The 17889-nt window shown below is 33.2% G+C and carries 12 protein-coding genes and 2 rRNA genes; 6 read left to right on the forward strand and 8 right to left on the reverse strand.

Annotated features, from left to right (window positions below; translation table 11 throughout):
* From ACZ098_RS04365 to ACZ098_RS04375, 3 genes are read right to left on the reverse strand one after another with little or no spacing between them, the layout of a single operon-like run.
* Nucleotides 1-1023 (reverse strand): glycoside hydrolase family 53 protein, encoded by a 1023-nt coding sequence (locus tag ACZ098_RS04365; RefSeq protein WP_487310506.1) that lies wholly within the window; start codon nt 1021-1023, stop codon nt 1-3.
* Nucleotides 1024-1025: 2 nt separating this feature from the next.
* On the reverse strand, nt 1026-2099 hold the full coding sequence (locus ACZ098_RS04370; RefSeq protein ID WP_487310507.1) for a glycoside hydrolase family 53 protein: 1074 nt from the start codon (nt 2097-2099) through the stop codon (nt 1026-1028).
* Between the two features lie 2 nt (nt 2100-2101).
* Nucleotides 2102-3154, reverse strand: a complete 1053-nt coding sequence (locus ACZ098_RS04375) for an aldose epimerase family protein (protein WP_487310508.1) — start codon at nt 3152-3154, stop codon at nt 2102-2104.
* Nucleotides 3155-3281: 127 nt separating this feature from the next.
* Between ACZ098_RS04375 and ACZ098_RS04380 the strand changes: the two genes are divergently transcribed.
* Complete coding sequence (locus ACZ098_RS04380; protein ID WP_487310509.1) at nt 3282-4280, forward strand: GntR family transcriptional regulator; 999 nt, start codon at nt 3282-3284, stop codon at nt 4278-4280.
* Here the strand turns inward: ACZ098_RS04380 and ACZ098_RS04385 are convergent, their stop codons facing one another.
* On the reverse strand, nt 4281-5567 hold the full coding sequence (locus tag ACZ098_RS04385; RefSeq protein WP_487310510.1) for a UDP-N-acetylmuramoyl-tripeptide--D-alanyl-D-alanine ligase: 1287 nt from the start codon (nt 5565-5567) through the stop codon (nt 4281-4283).
* A 61-nt stretch (nt 5568-5628) separates the two neighbouring features.
* Nucleotides 5629-7338: a gliding motility lipoprotein GldJ gene (gene gldJ / locus ACZ098_RS04390; protein ID WP_487310511.1), complete on the reverse strand. Its 1710-nt coding sequence runs from the start codon at nt 7336-7338 to the stop codon at nt 5629-5631.
* A gap of 200 nt (nt 7339-7538) precedes the next feature.
* On the opposite strand from gldJ, the gene porU reads away from it, so the two are divergent.
* The 5 genes from porU (at nt 7539) to ACZ098_RS04415 (ending at nt 15999) form a co-directional block, all read left to right on the forward strand.
* Complete coding sequence (gene porU / locus ACZ098_RS04395) at nt 7539-11405, forward strand: type IX secretion system sortase PorU (protein ID WP_487310512.1); 3867 nt, start codon at nt 7539-7541, stop codon at nt 11403-11405.
* A gap of 37 nt (nt 11406-11442) precedes the next feature.
* The gene (gene porV / locus ACZ098_RS04400) at nt 11443-12651 is read left to right on the forward strand and encodes a type IX secretion system outer membrane channel protein PorV (protein WP_487310513.1); all 1209 of its coding nucleotides are present in this window, start codon (nt 11443-11445) and stop codon (nt 12649-12651) included.
* Nucleotides 12652-12721: 70 nt separating this feature from the next.
* Nucleotides 12722-13204 carry a cytidine deaminase gene (gene cdd / locus ACZ098_RS04405; protein ID WP_487310514.1) on the forward strand — a complete coding sequence of 161 codons (483 nt, stop codon included), beginning with the start codon at nt 12722-12724 and terminating at the stop codon, nt 13202-13204.
* Nucleotides 13205-13366: 162 nt separating this feature from the next.
* The gene (gene pdhA, locus ACZ098_RS04410; RefSeq protein ID WP_487310515.1) at nt 13367-14365 is read left to right on the forward strand and encodes a pyruvate dehydrogenase (acetyl-transferring) E1 component subunit alpha; all 999 of its coding nucleotides are present in this window, start codon (nt 13367-13369) and stop codon (nt 14363-14365) included.
* Nucleotides 14366-14367: 2 nt separating this feature from the next.
* On the forward strand, nt 14368-15999 hold the full coding sequence (locus ACZ098_RS04415; protein WP_487310516.1) for a dihydrolipoamide acetyltransferase family protein: 1632 nt from the start codon (nt 14368-14370) through the stop codon (nt 15997-15999).
* A gap of 230 nt (nt 16000-16229) precedes the next feature.
* Here the strand turns inward: ACZ098_RS04415 and ACZ098_RS04420 are convergent, their stop codons facing one another.
* The 3 genes from ACZ098_RS04420 to ACZ098_RS04430 all read right to left on the reverse strand — a co-directional run.
* Complete coding sequence (locus tag ACZ098_RS04420) at nt 16230-17447, reverse strand: glycosyltransferase family 4 protein (RefSeq protein ID WP_487310517.1); 1218 nt, start codon at nt 17445-17447, stop codon at nt 16230-16232.
* 61 nt (nt 17448-17508) lie between these two features.
* A 5S ribosomal RNA gene (gene rrf / locus ACZ098_RS04425) occupies nt 17509-17617 on the reverse strand.
* Between the two features lie 166 nt (nt 17618-17783).
* Nucleotides 17784-17889 (reverse strand): 23S ribosomal RNA (locus tag ACZ098_RS04430); the annotation flags it as partial.

The raw sequence follows: 17889 nt of genomic DNA on the forward strand, positions 1-17889 counted from the left end.
TTATTCTTTAAATGCATCTAATGCTGGCGAAGGTTTCCCATCTGCTTGCCATGCGCTTAAACTGTAACCACTCCATGATTTTGCTCCTTGTGGTTCCCAATACATCACTCCCAAACCTCTTTTGTTTGGAACTTTTTTTACTGCTTCAATAGTAGCTTTTAATAATTCATAAGTATTTTGAACTTTATCATCTTCACCTCCAACTTCTACAATCATCACGTCTTTATTGTACCGTTTTACCATATCGTTAAGGTTGAATTCTAAGTCGGCAATGGTTTCTGAATAATCTTTTTTAATCCAATAAGGATAATAGGAAAGTCCTATGATGTCGTATTTTACCTTTTGAGCTGTGGCATTATCGAAGAACGTTCTGAATTTTGCATTGTTATTTCCTTCATCAACATGAACGATTACTTTGATATTTTTATCAACAGCTTTCACAGCATCGTAACCTTTATTTAAAAGTTGTCCAAGTTGGTTCCAATTATCGGTGCTTCCTTCTGGCCACATCATTCCGCCTGGAATTTCGTTTCCAACCTGCACCCATTCTGGAGTTACTCCTGCGTTTTTTAAAGCCGAAATCACCTCAAAAGTATGATTGTAAACATCGTTTAATAATTCTGGGAAACTGTGATTTTTCCACGCTGCAGGTTTATTTTGCTTTGCAGGATCAGCCCAAGAATCGGAATAATGGAAGTTAATCATCACTCGCATTCCCATTTTTTGGGCACGCAATGCCATCGCGACAGTTTCATCTTTACTACAATGTCCACTAGCTTTATCGTCATTTGGATTTACCCAAACTCGCAAACGAACCGAATTCATTCCTCTATCTTTTAGCAATTGAAGACATTCTTTTTCGGTTCCATCTTGATCGTAAAATTTGTACCCTGTAGCTTCCATTTGAGGCAACCAACCCACGTCGGCACCTTTTACGAAAGACGATTTAGCGCTTTTGCAAGAAGTAATTATCAATACTATTGTAATTAATAATGTGACATTAAAAAGTTGTCTCTTATTCATAATTAATTTTGGCTAAAAGCATCCATTACAGGAAGTGCATTATTATTAAAGTCCCACAACGATTGATTTTCCCATGAAGAACCATTGCTTGAAGTTGGTCCTCTAAAAGCAACCCATTCTCCACCCCAATAACAAAATCCGATACCGTGTGCACTTTGTTTTACCAAATTTTTAATTGCTAATAAAAAAGCTTTCTGACCTTCATTAGTTGCTGGATATTCTGGAATTAATTGATTGTCTAATCCGACAACATTATTTGTAAAATCGTTAAATCCTAAAGTAAATGGATAAGAAGTTTCAGCTATAATAACTTTTTTATTGTATAATGAACCCAATGAATTCATGGTGTTTTGTACCGTCGTTAGATTTTTTCCGTGATAAATTGGGTAATAAGAAAGGCCAATATAATCGTAATTTATGTTGCGCACTTTGTTAAAAAACCAATCAGCACCTGACGTTCCTGCATAATGCAACATGATTTTAGTAGTTGGCGATTGACTTCTAATTTTTTCGCTTGCCACTTGAAATAACTCTAAACTTTGTACTTCATTAGTAGATAATTTTCCTTGAGGCCATAACAATCCGTCGTTGGTTTCGTTTCCAATTTGAAAAATATCAGGTTGAATTTCGGTTAGAATTGTTGCTGTATAATTGGCAACAGCCGTTTTTAAATTGGCAAAACTCAAACTTTGCCATTCTGTTGGAATTGCTTGCGCGCCAGGATCGGCCCAAGTATCTGAATAATGAACAGTTACCCATACTTTAAGTCCGGCTTGTTTTGCTCTAAGTGCCAATGCTTTTACTTCGGGTAAACTTGAAACTGCATCAATTGGATTTTTCCAAAGTCGGATTCTTACAGTGTTGCAACCTGCATTTTTTAAAGTTGTCAATGCATTTTGAGCTACACCATTGTATTTGTAAACTGTACCTTCACTCTCTATTATAGGCAAAAAAGAAACGTCAGCTGCTCGTATAAATTCATCTGTTGGTGTTGGATTTGAAGATTGTTGCGCATCATCACTCGACGAACAAGCAACTAGCGAAAGTGTTAGAAGTAAAAATAAAATATTTTTCATAATTATAAATTTTCAAATTTAAAGATGGTATTATGTTTGTAGTGCTCGCCTTTTCTTAAGATTGCATTCGGAAAATGTTTGTGATTTGGTGCATCAGGAAAATTTTGTGTTTCAAAACATATTCCGCTTTGTGCATTATAGTTTACATTTTCTTTTCCTTTAATTTGATTGAAACAATTGCCGCCAACATAAACATGAACCGCTGGTTGATTGGTTAAAACCGACATTTTTAACCTATTTTTCTCACTAAAAAGAAATGCATTGACTTCGATACTATTTTCTAAAACAAAGGTGTTATCAATTTGATGTGGAGCATTTTTAGAATTTGAAAAATCAAACGAATGCTTTTCTAAATTTACGAATTTTCCTGTTGGAATATTTTCTGATGTAGTTTCTAAAATTTGCTTAGAATTCACAAAGAGTATTTGATTGGTAATAGCATCAGCTTGACCATCAAGATTAAAATAACTGTGTTGCGTACAATTGATTATCGTATCTTCGGTTGAAGTTGCAGTATAATTTACAATTAATTGGTTATCATCTGTTAAAGTGTACGTAACATTTATAGTCAATTCGCCTGGAAAATTCTCTTCATTATTTTCACTGATGTACTGAAAAGTAATAGATGGATTATCAGATTCAGCCGTTTCAATAAATTTCCAGAATTTTTTACTAAAACCATTATTTCCTCCGTGAAGATTGTGGTTTCCGTGATTTTTATTCAATAGAAATTGATTCTCGTTAAGTGTAAATTGTGCGTTATTTATTCTTCCAGCAAAACGTCCAACGGTTGTTCCAAAATAAGGTGCGCTTGGTAAATCATATGAATTTATGTAATCCTGAAGTGAATCAAATCCTAAAACAACATCAACTTTATTAGTCTCAGAAACTGGAATTTTCAATGATGTAATTGTTGCACCATAATTCATTACCGATAATTCTGCACCGTTCTTGTTAGAAAGTGTAAAAAGTAAAACATCATTGCCATCAGAAAGGTTTCCGAAGAATTTACTAAAAATAGAACTCGAAATTTGCGGATAATTATTTTTAAGCATAACTATAATGTCAATGTGATAACAAAAATAGTTTATAATATTAATTTACTCTACCACTACCTACCAGTTTATTTGTATCTTGCCACCAGTTATATCGATTTCGAAAAGGAACAATTTAAATTTAATAATGAAAATAATAAACATCAACACCAGTTCATCACATCCTAAATACAAGCAAATTGTCCTATCCATAGAAATTGCAATTGCTGAAAATCGCTTGAAACGAGGTGACAAACTTCCGTCGGTAAATAAAGTAAGTTTGGAATTTTCGATTTCTAGGGATACCGTCTTATTGGCTTATGATGAACTCAAAAAACGTGGTATTATTTTCTCCATTTTAGGAAAGGGATATTATGTTAAAAGTGTCGAGTTCAGTTTTGAGCAACGTATCTTTTTATTATTTGACGAATTGAATAGTTTCAAAGAAGACCTTTACAATTCGTTTTTGGAAAGCATCAATAATTCGGCACAAATTGACATTTTCTTTCATCATTTTAACATCGAAATGTTCAAGAAATTAATTAATGAAAGTAATGGAAATTATTCTAAGTACATCATAATGCCAACCAATTTAACTGACGCTGCAAAAATTATAAAAACTTTACCCAAACAGGACGTCTACATTTTAGACCAAACCAATAGTGAATTAGAAATGTATCCATCGGTACATCAAAATTTTATAAAAAATATTTACGACGCACTAAATAAGGGAAAAAAACTGCTCAATAAATATGAAAAACTGATTTTAATCTTTCCTGGTTTTAGAGAACCTATTGGAATGAAAATTGGCTTTGAAAAATTTTGCGTCGAAAACAACTTTGATTATGAAATTATTCAAGATTTTAACGATAGACAAATCAATTATGGTGAAGTATTTATAATTCCAAATGACAGGCATCTGGTTAAAGTGATAGAAAAATCGATTCTACAAAAATTAAAATTAGGTTCAGATTACGGAATAATTTCATATAATGACACACCTCTAAAAAAAATAATAGAAAAAGGAATTACTACCATTTCGACCGATTTTATAGAAATGGGAAAACTGCTAGCTCAAATGATTTTAGAAAACAAAAAAAATAAAATTGAAAATAAGAGTTCTTTATTGATTAGAAACTCATTGTGATTAGGGCAAATATTGTAAGACTCTTTCCAAAGCCATTCCTCTAGAACCTTTTATCAATATTGCTTTATTATTAAAATAGTTAAAATCAGTGTTAGAAATAAAATCGTCAAAACTGCTAAAAAAATTAAAATTTGACTTATCAATCTGGACTTTGTAAAAATCACTACCTACAAAGTAAACTTGTACTCCAATATATTTTTCTAATTGATTTACAATCGCTTTATGTTCTGCGCTACTTTCAGAACCAAGTTCAAACATATCGCCGATAATAATAACTTTATTCTCTTTTTCAAGTTGATTAAAATTTTCTAGAGCTACTTTCATACTACTTGGATTAGCATTATAAGCATCTAGAATTATCTCATTAGTATTTTTTACAATAAGTTGAGAACGATTGTTATCCGGAATATAAGATTCTATTGCCTCTTTTATTTTTTCATCAGAAATATTGAAATATCTACCTATTGTTAGAGCAGCAATAATATTGTTTGCATTGTAAAGTCCGATTAAATTTGAATTGATTTTAACTTTATTAAATTGGATTGAAACTAATGGATTTGCGGTAATTTCATTGACAAAAACAGTAGCCTTTTCATCAGAATTGCTAAAAGTAATCCGTTCAATATTACTCGTTTTTTCAACTTGAATGGCATCATCTAAATTTACAAACACTTTACCTTTTGCCCCAAGCAAATAAGTATACATTTCACTCTTACCTTTTATAACACCTTCTACACCACCAAAACCTTCTAAATGCGCTTTCCCAAAATTGGTAATATAACCAAAATTAGGTTTCGCTAAATTACACAAAAACTCAATTTCCTTTTGGTGATTAGCACCCATTTCAACAATTCCGATTTCGGTATCTTTAGTAAATGACAATAAGGTTAATGGTACTCCGATATGATTGTTCAAATTTCCTATGGTAGCTGTAACCTTGAATTTTTTAGACAATACAACGTTTATAAGTTCTTTAGTCGTTGTCTTGCCATTACTACCGGTAAGTGCTAAAATGGGTAAATTTAAATAATCACGGTGAAATTTTGCTAATTCTTGCAATGCTATGAGGCTATCCTCAACAACTATCGTCTTTTCATTTATATAATAATCTGGATTGTCAATAATTACATAGGCGGCGCCTTTGTTCAAAGCTTCTTGAGCAAATGTATTTGCATCAAAATTATCGCCTTTTAAAGCTACAAATAAAGAATTTAACTGAATTTTTCTTGTATCAGTACATATTGACGATGTAGTCAAAAACTTATTGTGTATTTGTTTTATATCCATTTTTTATAAAAAATAAAAGCCCTAATAAAAGGGCTTTTAATTATTGATTATGAGATTGAAATTAATTTCTAGCTCTTTTTTTCTTGTCTGCTTTTGGACCTACTCTTGACATAGCACATCTAAATCCTATGTAATCTGTCGCCATATCTTGTGGAAAATATCTTCTTTGAGCTGGATCTAACCAATAGGCTCTATCTCTCCAAGATCCACCTTTGTAAACTCTTACATCATCATTGATAAGAGTTGTTCTCTTATTAGATCGGTCATATTTACGAATCATATTTCCAATACTGTCGGTAGTAACATTATGTTTTGGAGAATCGTACATTCTTTTTTCATCAGAAATTTTATCTCCTTCTTCTGCACTTCCAAAGTCAAAATATCGTGTAGACTGTTTGTCACCATCTCTGTAGTTTCTTTCGTCACTTTTGTCGAAATTTTGTCTTAAGTAAGTTTCGTTTTCGTCAACTGGTATTTGAGCAATTTGACCTGGGAAATTTCTGGCTTGAATTTTACCATTTGACATAGTATCAAACTTTTGTGTTTCAGCAGTCACTAATTCAACTTTACCATCGTCACCGATTTTATTTTTAGTGTAAACGTTACCTCTGTAGTAGTTGAAATCGTTAGCTTCATCATCAACAATTGGACGATAAACATCAGCAACCCATTCTGCAACGTTTCCAGCCATGTCATACAATCCAAAATCATTTGGAGCATACGACTTAACTTTATTTGTAATATCTGCACCATCATCAGACCATCCAGCAATTCCACCGTAATCACCTTTACCTTGCTTAAAGTTAGCCAATTGATCGCCTTTAAATTGTCTTTTTCCTGAACGTGTATAACTTCCAGACCAAGGATATTTCTTTTGACCTTTGTAGATGTTATATTCTCTTTGACCTACATCAGCTGCTGCTGCATATTCCCATTCTGCTTCTGTTGGAAGTCTGTATTCTGGCAATATTAAACCAGATGTTCTTTGAGCGTATAAATTTTTAGGTTCTTGTGTTTCACCTTTAGAATTTTTAACACCACCTTTTCCTTTAGCTTTAGAACCTCGTCTTCCTTTTAAAACTATTTCTTCATTAGCGCTACCAAAAGTACTTGTAGGTGTTGCTAAATACGTTTCAGTATCAAAATTAGAATCCGCTTTAGCATCAGTAACTTTAGCATCTCTTTTTAAATATCCTTCTCTTTCAAGAATAGACTCATTAACTCTGTTGGTTCTCCATTTACTAAATTCAACCGCTTGAATCCAATTAACTCCAACTACAGGATATTCAGCATAAGCAGGATGTCTCAAGTAGTTATTAGTCATTGTTTCATTATATCCTAAACGATTTCTCCAAACCAATGTATCTGGCGAAGCACCTTCATAGATATTTTTATAATTTTCTTCTTCTGGTGGAAATACATTTTTCAACCAATCTAGGTACTCCATGTACATTAAATTAGTTACTTCCGTTTCATCCATATAAAATGACTGAACGTGCTGCTGATTTGGAGTATTGTTCCAATCGTGCATTGGATCATCTTGAACTTTACCCATGGTAAAGGTTCCTCCTTCAACTAAAACAAGTCCTGGACCAGTTTCTTGTTTCTTAAAATTAGATGCATACTGAAAACCACCTTTTTTATCATTGATTTTCCAGCCTGTTGCTTTAGACGAGTTCTTGGAACTTGACTTCTTACTACAACTAGTAATTGCAAGCGTTATTACTAGTGTTAGTAACAACTTGACAGCCATAATTTTGTTTACTTTCATACTCTTAGTAGGTAATAAATTTCGAGGCGCAATATAAGAATTAACCATCAAATTGCAACTCTTTTTTAAAATAATTATTAAAAAATTTTAACGACATTTAACATATTAACGAATCTTATTTATAAATATTGTTTTAAACATAAATAAAATTTAATTTTACATCTGTAATAAATAGACTAATATTACGTTAGATAAACCAAATGAAAAAAATTGCTACTTTACTATTATTGCTATTCTTCTGCTCTTTTTATGGACAAAACGGCGGCACTATCAATGTTGAGTGGAAAGAAAAAAAAGAACTTACCTATGGAAATCATAAGTATTTAATTCCTTCATTTCAAATTGAAAACTTTGATTTTGATACCGACAAAAAGAAATTATCATTCAATAAAAAGTTTTATACAAACGAAGTAATTGAAGAAAATTCTTTGACTTTAACCAATGTTGTATACGAAAGTATTTCTGAGATTGAATTGGGAGATTTGACAAAAAAAGATATTCCTTCGACTTTAAAAGTGACTTTGTTAAATATAAATTCACGAAATGTTAAACAAGGAATTATTTCATTCAATCCAATTATAAAAGATGGGAGTGGATTTAAAAAAATTAAATCTTTTAATTACACCTATAGATTGGGTTCACTTCAAAAAACCACATCGCTTTCTAACTTCAATTCAATTACCAATTCTGTTTTAAGTTCTGGAAAATGGTACCGATTTTATGTAGAAAAGTCAGGAATTTATAAAATTTCTAAAAGTTTTTTACAAAGCCTTGGCATTAATACAAATGGCATTGATCCAAAGAAAATTAAAATTTATGGAAATGGCGGACGGATGTTACCTCTTTTAAACTCCGCTTTTTATCCTGAAGATTTAGAAGAAAATGCAATTCAAGTTATTGGAGAACTTGATGGAACTTTTGATAATGCAGACTATATTCTATTTTATGGTGAAGGTGTAGATAATTACAATTCAGATAGCGATACACACCTAAATTTATACAGTGATAAATCTTATTATTATGTAAATATAGAAGGTAACGATGGAAAGAGAATACCCGAAGCTACTCAACCTGATGGAATTTCAAACCTTACTTTCACCAATTTTGATGATTATCGTTACTATGAAAAAGATTTAGAAAATATTGTAAAAACAGGTAGAAGATGGTTTGGAGAGCAGTTTAGCATCGAAAAAGAACAAGAGTTTGAATTTGAATTTCCTAATTTAGTTCCCAGCGCAACTGCAGATTTGAAAATCCATTTTGGTGGAGCTTCGTTTAATCCTACAACTTTTTCGATTCAAAATAACAGCCAAAACTTAGGAACTGTAAATCTTGGCTCTCTTTCCTTAGATTCAGACACGCAGGCAGTAGATGCAACTTTTACCAACACATTGAATGCGTCGTCATCAATGAAAATAAAACTAACTTTTGATAATGGTGGAGTTCCTACATCTAAAGGATTTCTAGATTATATCATTCTTAAAACTAAATCTAAACTTGAAGGAACCGGAAAGCAATTCAGATTTCAAAATAATTTATCTGCAACATCGACTGGCATAGGAGAATATCAAATTGCAAACGCTAGTAACATACGACAAGTGTGGGATATTACTGATATTTATAACGTAAGAAAACTTGAAAACGTAACAAACGCCTCTAATTTTAGTTTCAAAACAACCTTAGGAGAAACCAAAAAATTCATTACGTTAGTAACTTCCGATTTTTACACACCTAAAAAAGATGCACAATCTAAAGTAACCAATCAAAATTTAAAGGGAACTATTTTTAAAGACGCGCAAGGAAACTTTAAAGATATTGATTACCTAATTATTAGTCCTAAATTCTTACTCAATCAAGCAGAAAAACTGGCCAACTTCCACAGGTCATATTCGCAATTAAATGTAAAAGTTGTTGACTTAGAAACTATTTATCATGAATTTTCTTCAGGGAAACAAGATGTAACAGCGATACGAAATTTTGTTAAATATGTGTATCAAAACGCTTCATCTCCAGAGTTAGCTTTAAAATATTTAAATCTCTTTGGTGACGCATCCTTTGACTTCAAGAATAGAACACAAAATAACTCTAACATAGTTCCTATTTATCATGCGTTAAATAGTTACACTGCTGGAGAAGTATCATTTGCTTCCGACGACTTTTTTGTACAGTTAGATCCTAACGAAGGAATTGTCGAAAATAGTAACAGTGGAGCAGAATTGGCAGTGGGTAGAATGATTGTTTCTTCTACACAACAAGCCGAAGAAATGGTGAATAAAGTAGTAGAATATCATGACATCAAATCATACGGAAGTTGGCGCAACAATTATGTTTCGATTTCTGACGATCCGGATTTTTTTAAAACACAAGATAAATTTCTTCAGTTTTTTCAAAACAGACTTACGGATATTATAAACACGCAAAAACCGTTTATCAATTACAAAAAAATATTGCTAGATGCGTACCAACAAGAAACTTCTGCTGGTGGAGATAGATACCCTAAAGCAAGAGAAGAAATGTTGAGTTCATTTGAAAAAGGTGCGCTTGTCTATAATTATTTAGGTCATGGTGGTGAAGACGGACTTACAAATGAAAGAATTTGGGAAAAATCGGACGGTCAAAATCTGAACAATCAATTCAAATATCCTCTGTTCATAACCATCACTTGCGATTTTTCAAGATTTGACAACCCACTTCGACCAACCGCTGGCGAATACACATATTGGAACCCAAAAGGCGGCGCAATCTCAATGATTACGACCATAAGATCTATTGGTCAAGGAAGCGCTCAATTGTTTAATGATAGATTAGCAGGACAACTATTTTCTTACGGATCAAACAATTACACTTCTATTGCAGAAGCATTACGAATAACTAAAATTGCTGAAAACAACAACAGCTCGACACGTGTTGTTTTTTATGTTGGCGATCCAGCTCTTATGCTGGCTATACCTAAGCCAAATGTAATTTTAACTAAAGTTAACGATGTATCAATTTCGCAGCCAGTAGATGATTTTAAAGCATTGAGTTATGTTAAATTATCTGGCGAAGTACTTGATGAAAATAATAATCCAATTTCAAACTATAACGGAGAACTTTCCGTAAATATCTTTGATAAAGAATACAATCAAAGCACCTTTCGAAATGATAATGCCGATGCTGTAGTAGATGAATTTGGAAATGAAGCACCTACAATGCAATTTAAAACCATGGGAGAAACAATTTTTAGAGGAAATGCATCGGTGGTGAATGGTAAATTTGAATTTGGTTTTGTAGTTCCGAAGGACATTAAAATTCCGCTGGGAAATGGGAAAGTAAGTTTTTACGCTAAAAGAAGTCAAGTGCTTCTTGACAAAACAGGGTTCAATACTCAAATAAAAGTTGGCGGTATCAATACCAATGCTGCTGCAGATAACACTGCACCAAAAGTAAGGCTATACATGAATGATGAGACATTTGTAAACGGCGGAATTACCAATGCATCGCCATTTCTATTAGCTTTTTTAGACGATGAAAATGGAATAAACACTGCAAGTGGAATTGGTCACGACATGATTGCAATTCTAGATGGTGATGAAACCAATCCGTATGTAGTAAATGATTATTATGAAACCGAATTGGATAATTATAAGAAAGGTAAAATTCGTTTTCCATTTAGAAATTTAACCAAAGGTTTACATACAATAACCTTCAAAGCTTGGGATGTTTACAATAACTTTGTGACGGCTGAAATTCAATTTTTAGTTGTTGATGAAGATAACGTTTCACTAACAAATGTTCTTAATTACCCGAATCCATTTGTGAGTTATACCCAATTTTGGTTCACGCACAACAAACCATTCGAAACGCTCGAAGTTCAAGTTCAAATCATGACTATAACTGGTAAAATTGTAAAAACAATCAACCAATCAGTTCTAACAGAAGGTTTTTTATCTAGGGAAATTACTTGGGACGGACGCGATGATTTTGGTGATAAAATTGGTAAGGGTGTCTACATTTATAAACTCACTGTAAAATCAACAGTTACTAATAAAAAATCAGAGAAAATAGAAAAACTTGTTATCCTTTAATAAAATACTATATTTGTTTAATTATTTAAAATTAAGAATGAAAAAAATTTCAATATTATTTGTACTATTAATTACAAATCAATTTATACAAGCACAAGATAGAGTAATTACAACAGGAGTTCCATTTCTTTTAGTCGCTGCAGATGCAAGAGCTGCAGGATTGGCAGATCAAGGTGTTGCTACATCTACCGACGTATTTTCTCAGCAATGGAATCCAGCAAAATATGCTTTTGCCTTAGACAAACAGGGATTTTCTGTAAGTTACACACCTTATCTAACCGAACTTGTAAACGATATTTCATTGGGTCAAGTTACTTACTATAATAGAATTAATGAAAGAAGTGCTTTTGCTGGAAGTCTTCGTTATTTTGGATTAGGAGAAATTGAATTACGTAAAGAATTTGATGATGTTCCTGTAATTGTAAAGCCTAACGAATTGGCCTTAGATGGATCGTACTCATTAAAACTAAGCGAACGATTTTCTATGGCGGTTGCCGGAAGATACATTCGTTCTGCATTAAGAATTCCGAGTGAAGGCAGCGGCGATGCCAAACCAGCCTCATCTTTTGCAATTGATGTTGCAGGTTTCTATCAATCAGAAGAAGTTGCACTTAATGATTTTAACGGAAGATTGCGTTTGGGATTTAATTTCCAAAATATGGGACCAAAAATTAATTATGATGCTGGTGCATCAGATGACCAAAGTGCTAATTTTTTACCTGCAAATTTGAGACTTGGAGGAGGTTATGATTTTATATTTGATGAATATAACAAAGTTTCTATTAATGTAGAACTTGCTAAATTACTAGTACCAACTCCACCAGCGTTTGTCTTGGCTGTTGATTCAGATGGAGATGGAGAAATTGATAATGAAGAACAAACTGCAGCCGACTTGGCCTATCAAGAAAAACTTAGTGATTACCAAAGCATAACTTGGACAGAAGGAATTTTTAAAAGTTTCGGAGATGCTCCAGATGGATTCTCTGAAGAGTTAAAAGAATTTACCTACTCAATTGGAGGCGAATATGTTTACCAGGATTCTTTCGCCATGAGATTAGGGTACTTTAATGAAAGTCTTGAAAAAGGTGGACGAAAATTTTTCTCTCTAGGAGCTGGATTTAAATACAATGTTGTAAAAGTTGACGTATCGTATTTATTCTCTGCATCTAAAGTAAAAAATCCTCTCGAAAACACATTACGTTTTTCACTAACGTTTAATTTTGGTGACAAATACGACGAATATTAAAAAAAGATGAATTTTAAATAATATCCAAATTTCTTAATTGAAATTTGGATTTTTTTTCCTCACAAATCAAATGAAAGAAATAACAATTAACACCACAATTTCAGTATTTAATGGAATTCCCGATTTGCCTCTAGAAATTCAATCATTAATGAATCAAGCTATTGAAACACGAAAAAATGCTTACGCACCTTATTCAAAATTTAAAGTTGGAGCAGCAATATTATTAGATAACGGTAAAATAGTTTTGGGTTCTAATCAAGAAAATGCTGCCTATCCATCAGGACTTTGCGCAGAAAGAGTTGCAATTTTTCAAGCTGGAGCTATCTATCCAAATGCCAAAATAATAAAATTAGCAATAACAGCTGCATCAGAAACTAATCCAACTTTATCTCCTATTCCACCGTGTGGCGCCTGCAGACAATCGATTGCCGAATATGAATTCAAACAAGAAATTCCAATAGAAATATTTTTCATGGGAGAATCGGGTGAAGTTTATAAATCAAATTCAATCAACAATTTATTACCATTCTCATTTGACAAAACGTCACTGTAAACGATAACGTTATAGTTAGTATTTTGTATTAAAAAAAGTTATTTTAATACCTATTTATTTTTACATCTACTATCAATATCTTACTTTTGCATTTCGCATTTTTAAACAACTAAATAGTGCGAAACAATTACACTATCTTTAATCATAGTAATTCATTAAAAAATGAAACCAATTACAAAAGAAACTTACCTTCAATGGTATGAGGAAATGCAGTTTTGGAGAAAATTTGAAGACAAATTAGCTGCCGTTTATATCCAACAAAAAGTTAGAGGATTTTTACATTTATACAACGGTCAAGAAGCAGTTCTTGCTGGAGCAATTCACGCAATGGATTTGTCTAAAGATAAAATGATTACTGCTTATCGTAACCACGTTCAGCCAATTGCTATGGGAGTTGATCCTAAAAGAGTAATGGCCGAGCTTTACGGAAAAGTAACTGGAACTTCTAAAGGAATGGGCGGATCAATGCACATTTTTTCTAAAGAAAAAGGTTTTTTTGGTGGTCATGGAATTGTAGGTGCACAAATACCAGTTGGTGCTGGAATGGCTTTCGCCGATAAATATTTTGAAACTGGTGGCGTAACATTAACCTATTTTGGAGATGGTGCAGCACGACAAGGTTCGCTTCACGAAGCTTTTAATATGGCTATGTTGTGGAAACTTCCTGTAGTATTTATTTGTGAAAACAATGGCTATGCTATGGGAACTTCAGTAGAAAGAACTGCCAATCATACTGATGTTTGGAAACTTGGTTTAGGATATGAAATGCCTTGCGGACCAGTTGACGGAATGAATCCTGTAAAAGTTGCTGAAGCTATGCAAGAAGCAATCGATAGAGCACGTCGTGGTGACGGACCAACATTTTTAGAAATGAAAACATACCGTTACAGAGGTCACTCAATGTCGGATGCACAACTTTATAGAACTAAAGATGAAGTTGAAGAATACAGAAAAATAGATCCAATTACGCAAGTTCTTGATGTAATTAAAGAAAATAACTACGCTACAGAAGCTGAAATTGAAGCAATCGATCAAAGAGTAAAAGACTTAGTTGACGAATGTGAAAAATTTGCTGATGAATCTCCGTTTCCAGAAGTACAACAATTGTACGATGTGGTGTACGAACAAGAAAATTATCCTTTCATTCCTCATAGATTATAATTATGGCTACAGTAATAAACATGCCTCGTTTGAGCGATACTATGACAGAAGGAACTGTTGCAACATGGCTTAAAAAAGTAGGTGATACAATAAAAGAAGGAGACATTTTAGCCGAAATCGAAACCGATAAAGCTACAATGGAATTTGAATCGTTTAATTCTGGTGTTTTATTACACATCGGAATTAACGAAGGTGAATCTGCTCCAGTTGATTCGCTTCTAGCAATTATAGGAAAAGAAGGCGAAGATATTTCTGCATTAGTATCTGGTGGAATACCAGCTCCAAAAGTTGAAGTTGTAACAGAAAAATCAGAAGAAAAAACTGCTGAAACTCCAAAACAAGAAAGCGCTCCAACTTCTGCTCCAGCAGCATTGCCAGCAGGTGTAAAAGTAATCACGATGCCACGTTTAAGTGACACCATGACTACAGGAACAGTTGCAACGTGGTTGAAAAAAGTGGGTGACGAAATTAAAGAAGGTGATATCCTTGCCGAAATCGAAACCGATAAAGCAACAATGGAATTCGAATCGTTCAACTCTGGAACTTTATTGTTCATTGGAATTAACGAAGGTGAATCTGCTCCAGTTGATAGTGTTTTGGCAATCATCGGACCAGCAGGAACTGATGTAACTGGAATAGCAGAAAACTATGGTAAAGGAACAACTCCAGCCGCAGTTGAAACTGAAGAAAAAGCTACTGAATCAACACCAAAAGAAACACCTCAAGAAGCAACAACATCAACAGATAATGGAAGAGTTTTTGCATCTCCACTAGCAAAGCAAATAGCTAAAGATAAAGGAATCAACCTATCACAAGTAAAAGGTTCTGGTGAAAATGGAAGAATTGTAAAAAGTGATGTAGAAAACTTTACAGCTTCGGCTCCAGTTGCTGCACCAACAACTTCTCAACCAGAAACTCAAACAGCTGCAAAGCCATTCGTTCCAGCAGGAGAAGTGGTTACAGAAGAAATAAAAAATTCGCAAATGCGAAAAATCATTGCAAAACGTTTAGCTGAATCGCTATTCACAGCGCCACACTACAACCTTACAATTGAAGTGAACATGGACGATGCAATGAAATCAAGAACAATCATCAACGCAGTTCCAGACACCAAAGTTTCGTTCAACGATATGGTAATCAAAGCTTGCGCAATGGCATTGAAAAAACATCCAAAAATCAATTCACAGTGGAAAGAAGATGCAATTACCATCAATCACCACGTGAATATTGGAGTTGCAGTAGCTGTTGAAGATGGATTAGTAGTGCCAGTTTTAAAATTCACAGACGCTATGAGTTTGTCTCAAATTGGTGCTGGAGTTAGAGATATGGCAGGAAGAGCAAAAACTAAAAAATTACTACCAACCGAAATGGAAGGAAGTACCTTTACAGTTTCTAATCTTGGAATGTTCGGTATAGTTGAATTCAATTCAATCATAAACCAGCCCAATTCGGCAATCCTTTCAGTAGGTGCAATTGTTGAAAAACCTGTTGTGAAAGACGGTCAAATCGTTGTTGGAAACACAATGATGCTATCATTAGCTTGCGATCACCGAACAATCGATGGAGCAACCGGAGCACAGTTTTTACAAACATTAAAAGTTTTTATTGAAAATCCAGTAACGATGCTGGCATAATCACAAAGTAACTTAAATATAAAATCCTGTTCAGCAATGATCAGGATTTTTTTTGATTTGGAGCGAATGGTTTGGGCATTTTAGTTATCCATTTTCCTACTTTCCATTCTACTTCGTGCCACTGCAATCAGGGCTAAATAGCATTTGTATTGAATAAAATCAGAATAAGAAAGACGTTCATTTAAAAATCTGTGCAAATCTGTAAAATCCACTTAATCTGTTTCAAAAATTTATTTCTTATTTTTCTCTTCTATCCACTTGCTCATATACTTAGTACTCGAAAGTAAATGATGTTGCAATATCGAGCCAATAAAATTATTTTTTCTGTGACTATTTAAATTTTCTAAAAGCGAATTTACTTCAGTAATAAAATCATCATCAAATAACGATTTTTCATATCGTTTTTCTAAAATTTCAAATCCATTTTCCTGACATTTAAGCCAAAGCTTTTCATCCTGATAAAGCAAAACTGCTGCATCAACAAATTCAGTAGAATTATCTTTTACAAAACCATTCCAATCTATATTTTCGTGCATTGCTTCAGCACCAATAGAAGAAGTTATGCTTGGAGTTCCACATTGCATCGCTTCAATCAACTTGCCTTTAATTCCAGCACCAAATCGAATCGGAGCCAACACTACTTTAGCTTGTCTCACAACTTCGAAAGCATCTTCAGCTCTTCCCATTATATAAAAATTCTGTTTCGGTTTATGCAATTGTAAAACTTTCTGCGATGGATAAGCACCATAAATCATCATTTTAGCTTCAGGTAATTTCAAATGCAGCATTGGCCAAATGAACTCCGACAAATATTTTACGCAATCCCAATTGGGTTCATGAAGAAAATTACCAATAAAAACAAAATCATTTCGTTCATTGAAATCTGGAATCTCAGTAATTTTATCTGCAAAAATCGGCAAATAATAAAGTAACTCTTTCGAAATTTTAAATTGACCTTGAAGTAATTCCATTTCAAATTCAGATACCAATAATGATATATCACACCTTAAAATACTAGCTATTTCCCTTTTAGCAATATCCGAATACAAATCATCAAAATTAAATTCCCGATTTTCTTTAACAGCAAGTTGTCTAGCTTGTCGCAAACAATGCAAATCTTCAGTATCAAGTATTTTTAAAGCACCTGGACAGCATTCAGAAACACGCCAACCAAATTGCTCTTCAACCATAAATCGATCAAATAAAACAATATTTGGATTTAATTCCTTTATAAAATCATCAAAAGATGAAGAATTTAATTCAATATTTTTAGAAATAATTCCCAAAAGAGATAAATCATCAGAAAATTCTAAATTTTGAGCAGTACATCCAAAAGTAATTTTATAACCACAGGTTAAAAACAATTCAATTAATTGAATCATTCTCTTTCCAGCTGCCGAAGATCTTGGCTCTGGTAAAACATAACCAATTATTAAAATATTTTTCAACTAATAATTTTTATAAATATAACAAAAAAAATCCTCATCGTTTTGATGAGGATTTTTAAAAGAAAGGCGGCGACATACTCTCCCACAAATTGCAGTACCATCTGCGCAATCGGGCTTAACTTCTCTGTTCGGAATGGGAAGAGGTGAGCCCCGACGCAATAACCACCTTAAGTTTTAAGTCTAAAGTCGAAGGTCATAAAGTCTAAAGTTGCCTTTCGGACTTTGGACTTTCTTCTTTAAGACTGCAGCTTCGCTGCAAATATCTTAACATACTGAGATAAAGAAACATAATTTTATATTAGAAAGTTTCTTCCCGGTCCGAAAACCGGGAGGAGTGTACATAAGCTTACGGGTTATTAGTACTACTTGACTATGACATTACTGCCTTTACATCTATAGCCTATCAACGTGGTCATCTTCCACGACCCTTAAAAGAAATCTC

The sequence above is a fragment of the Flavobacterium sp. SP2 genome, from assembly GCF_057626655.1.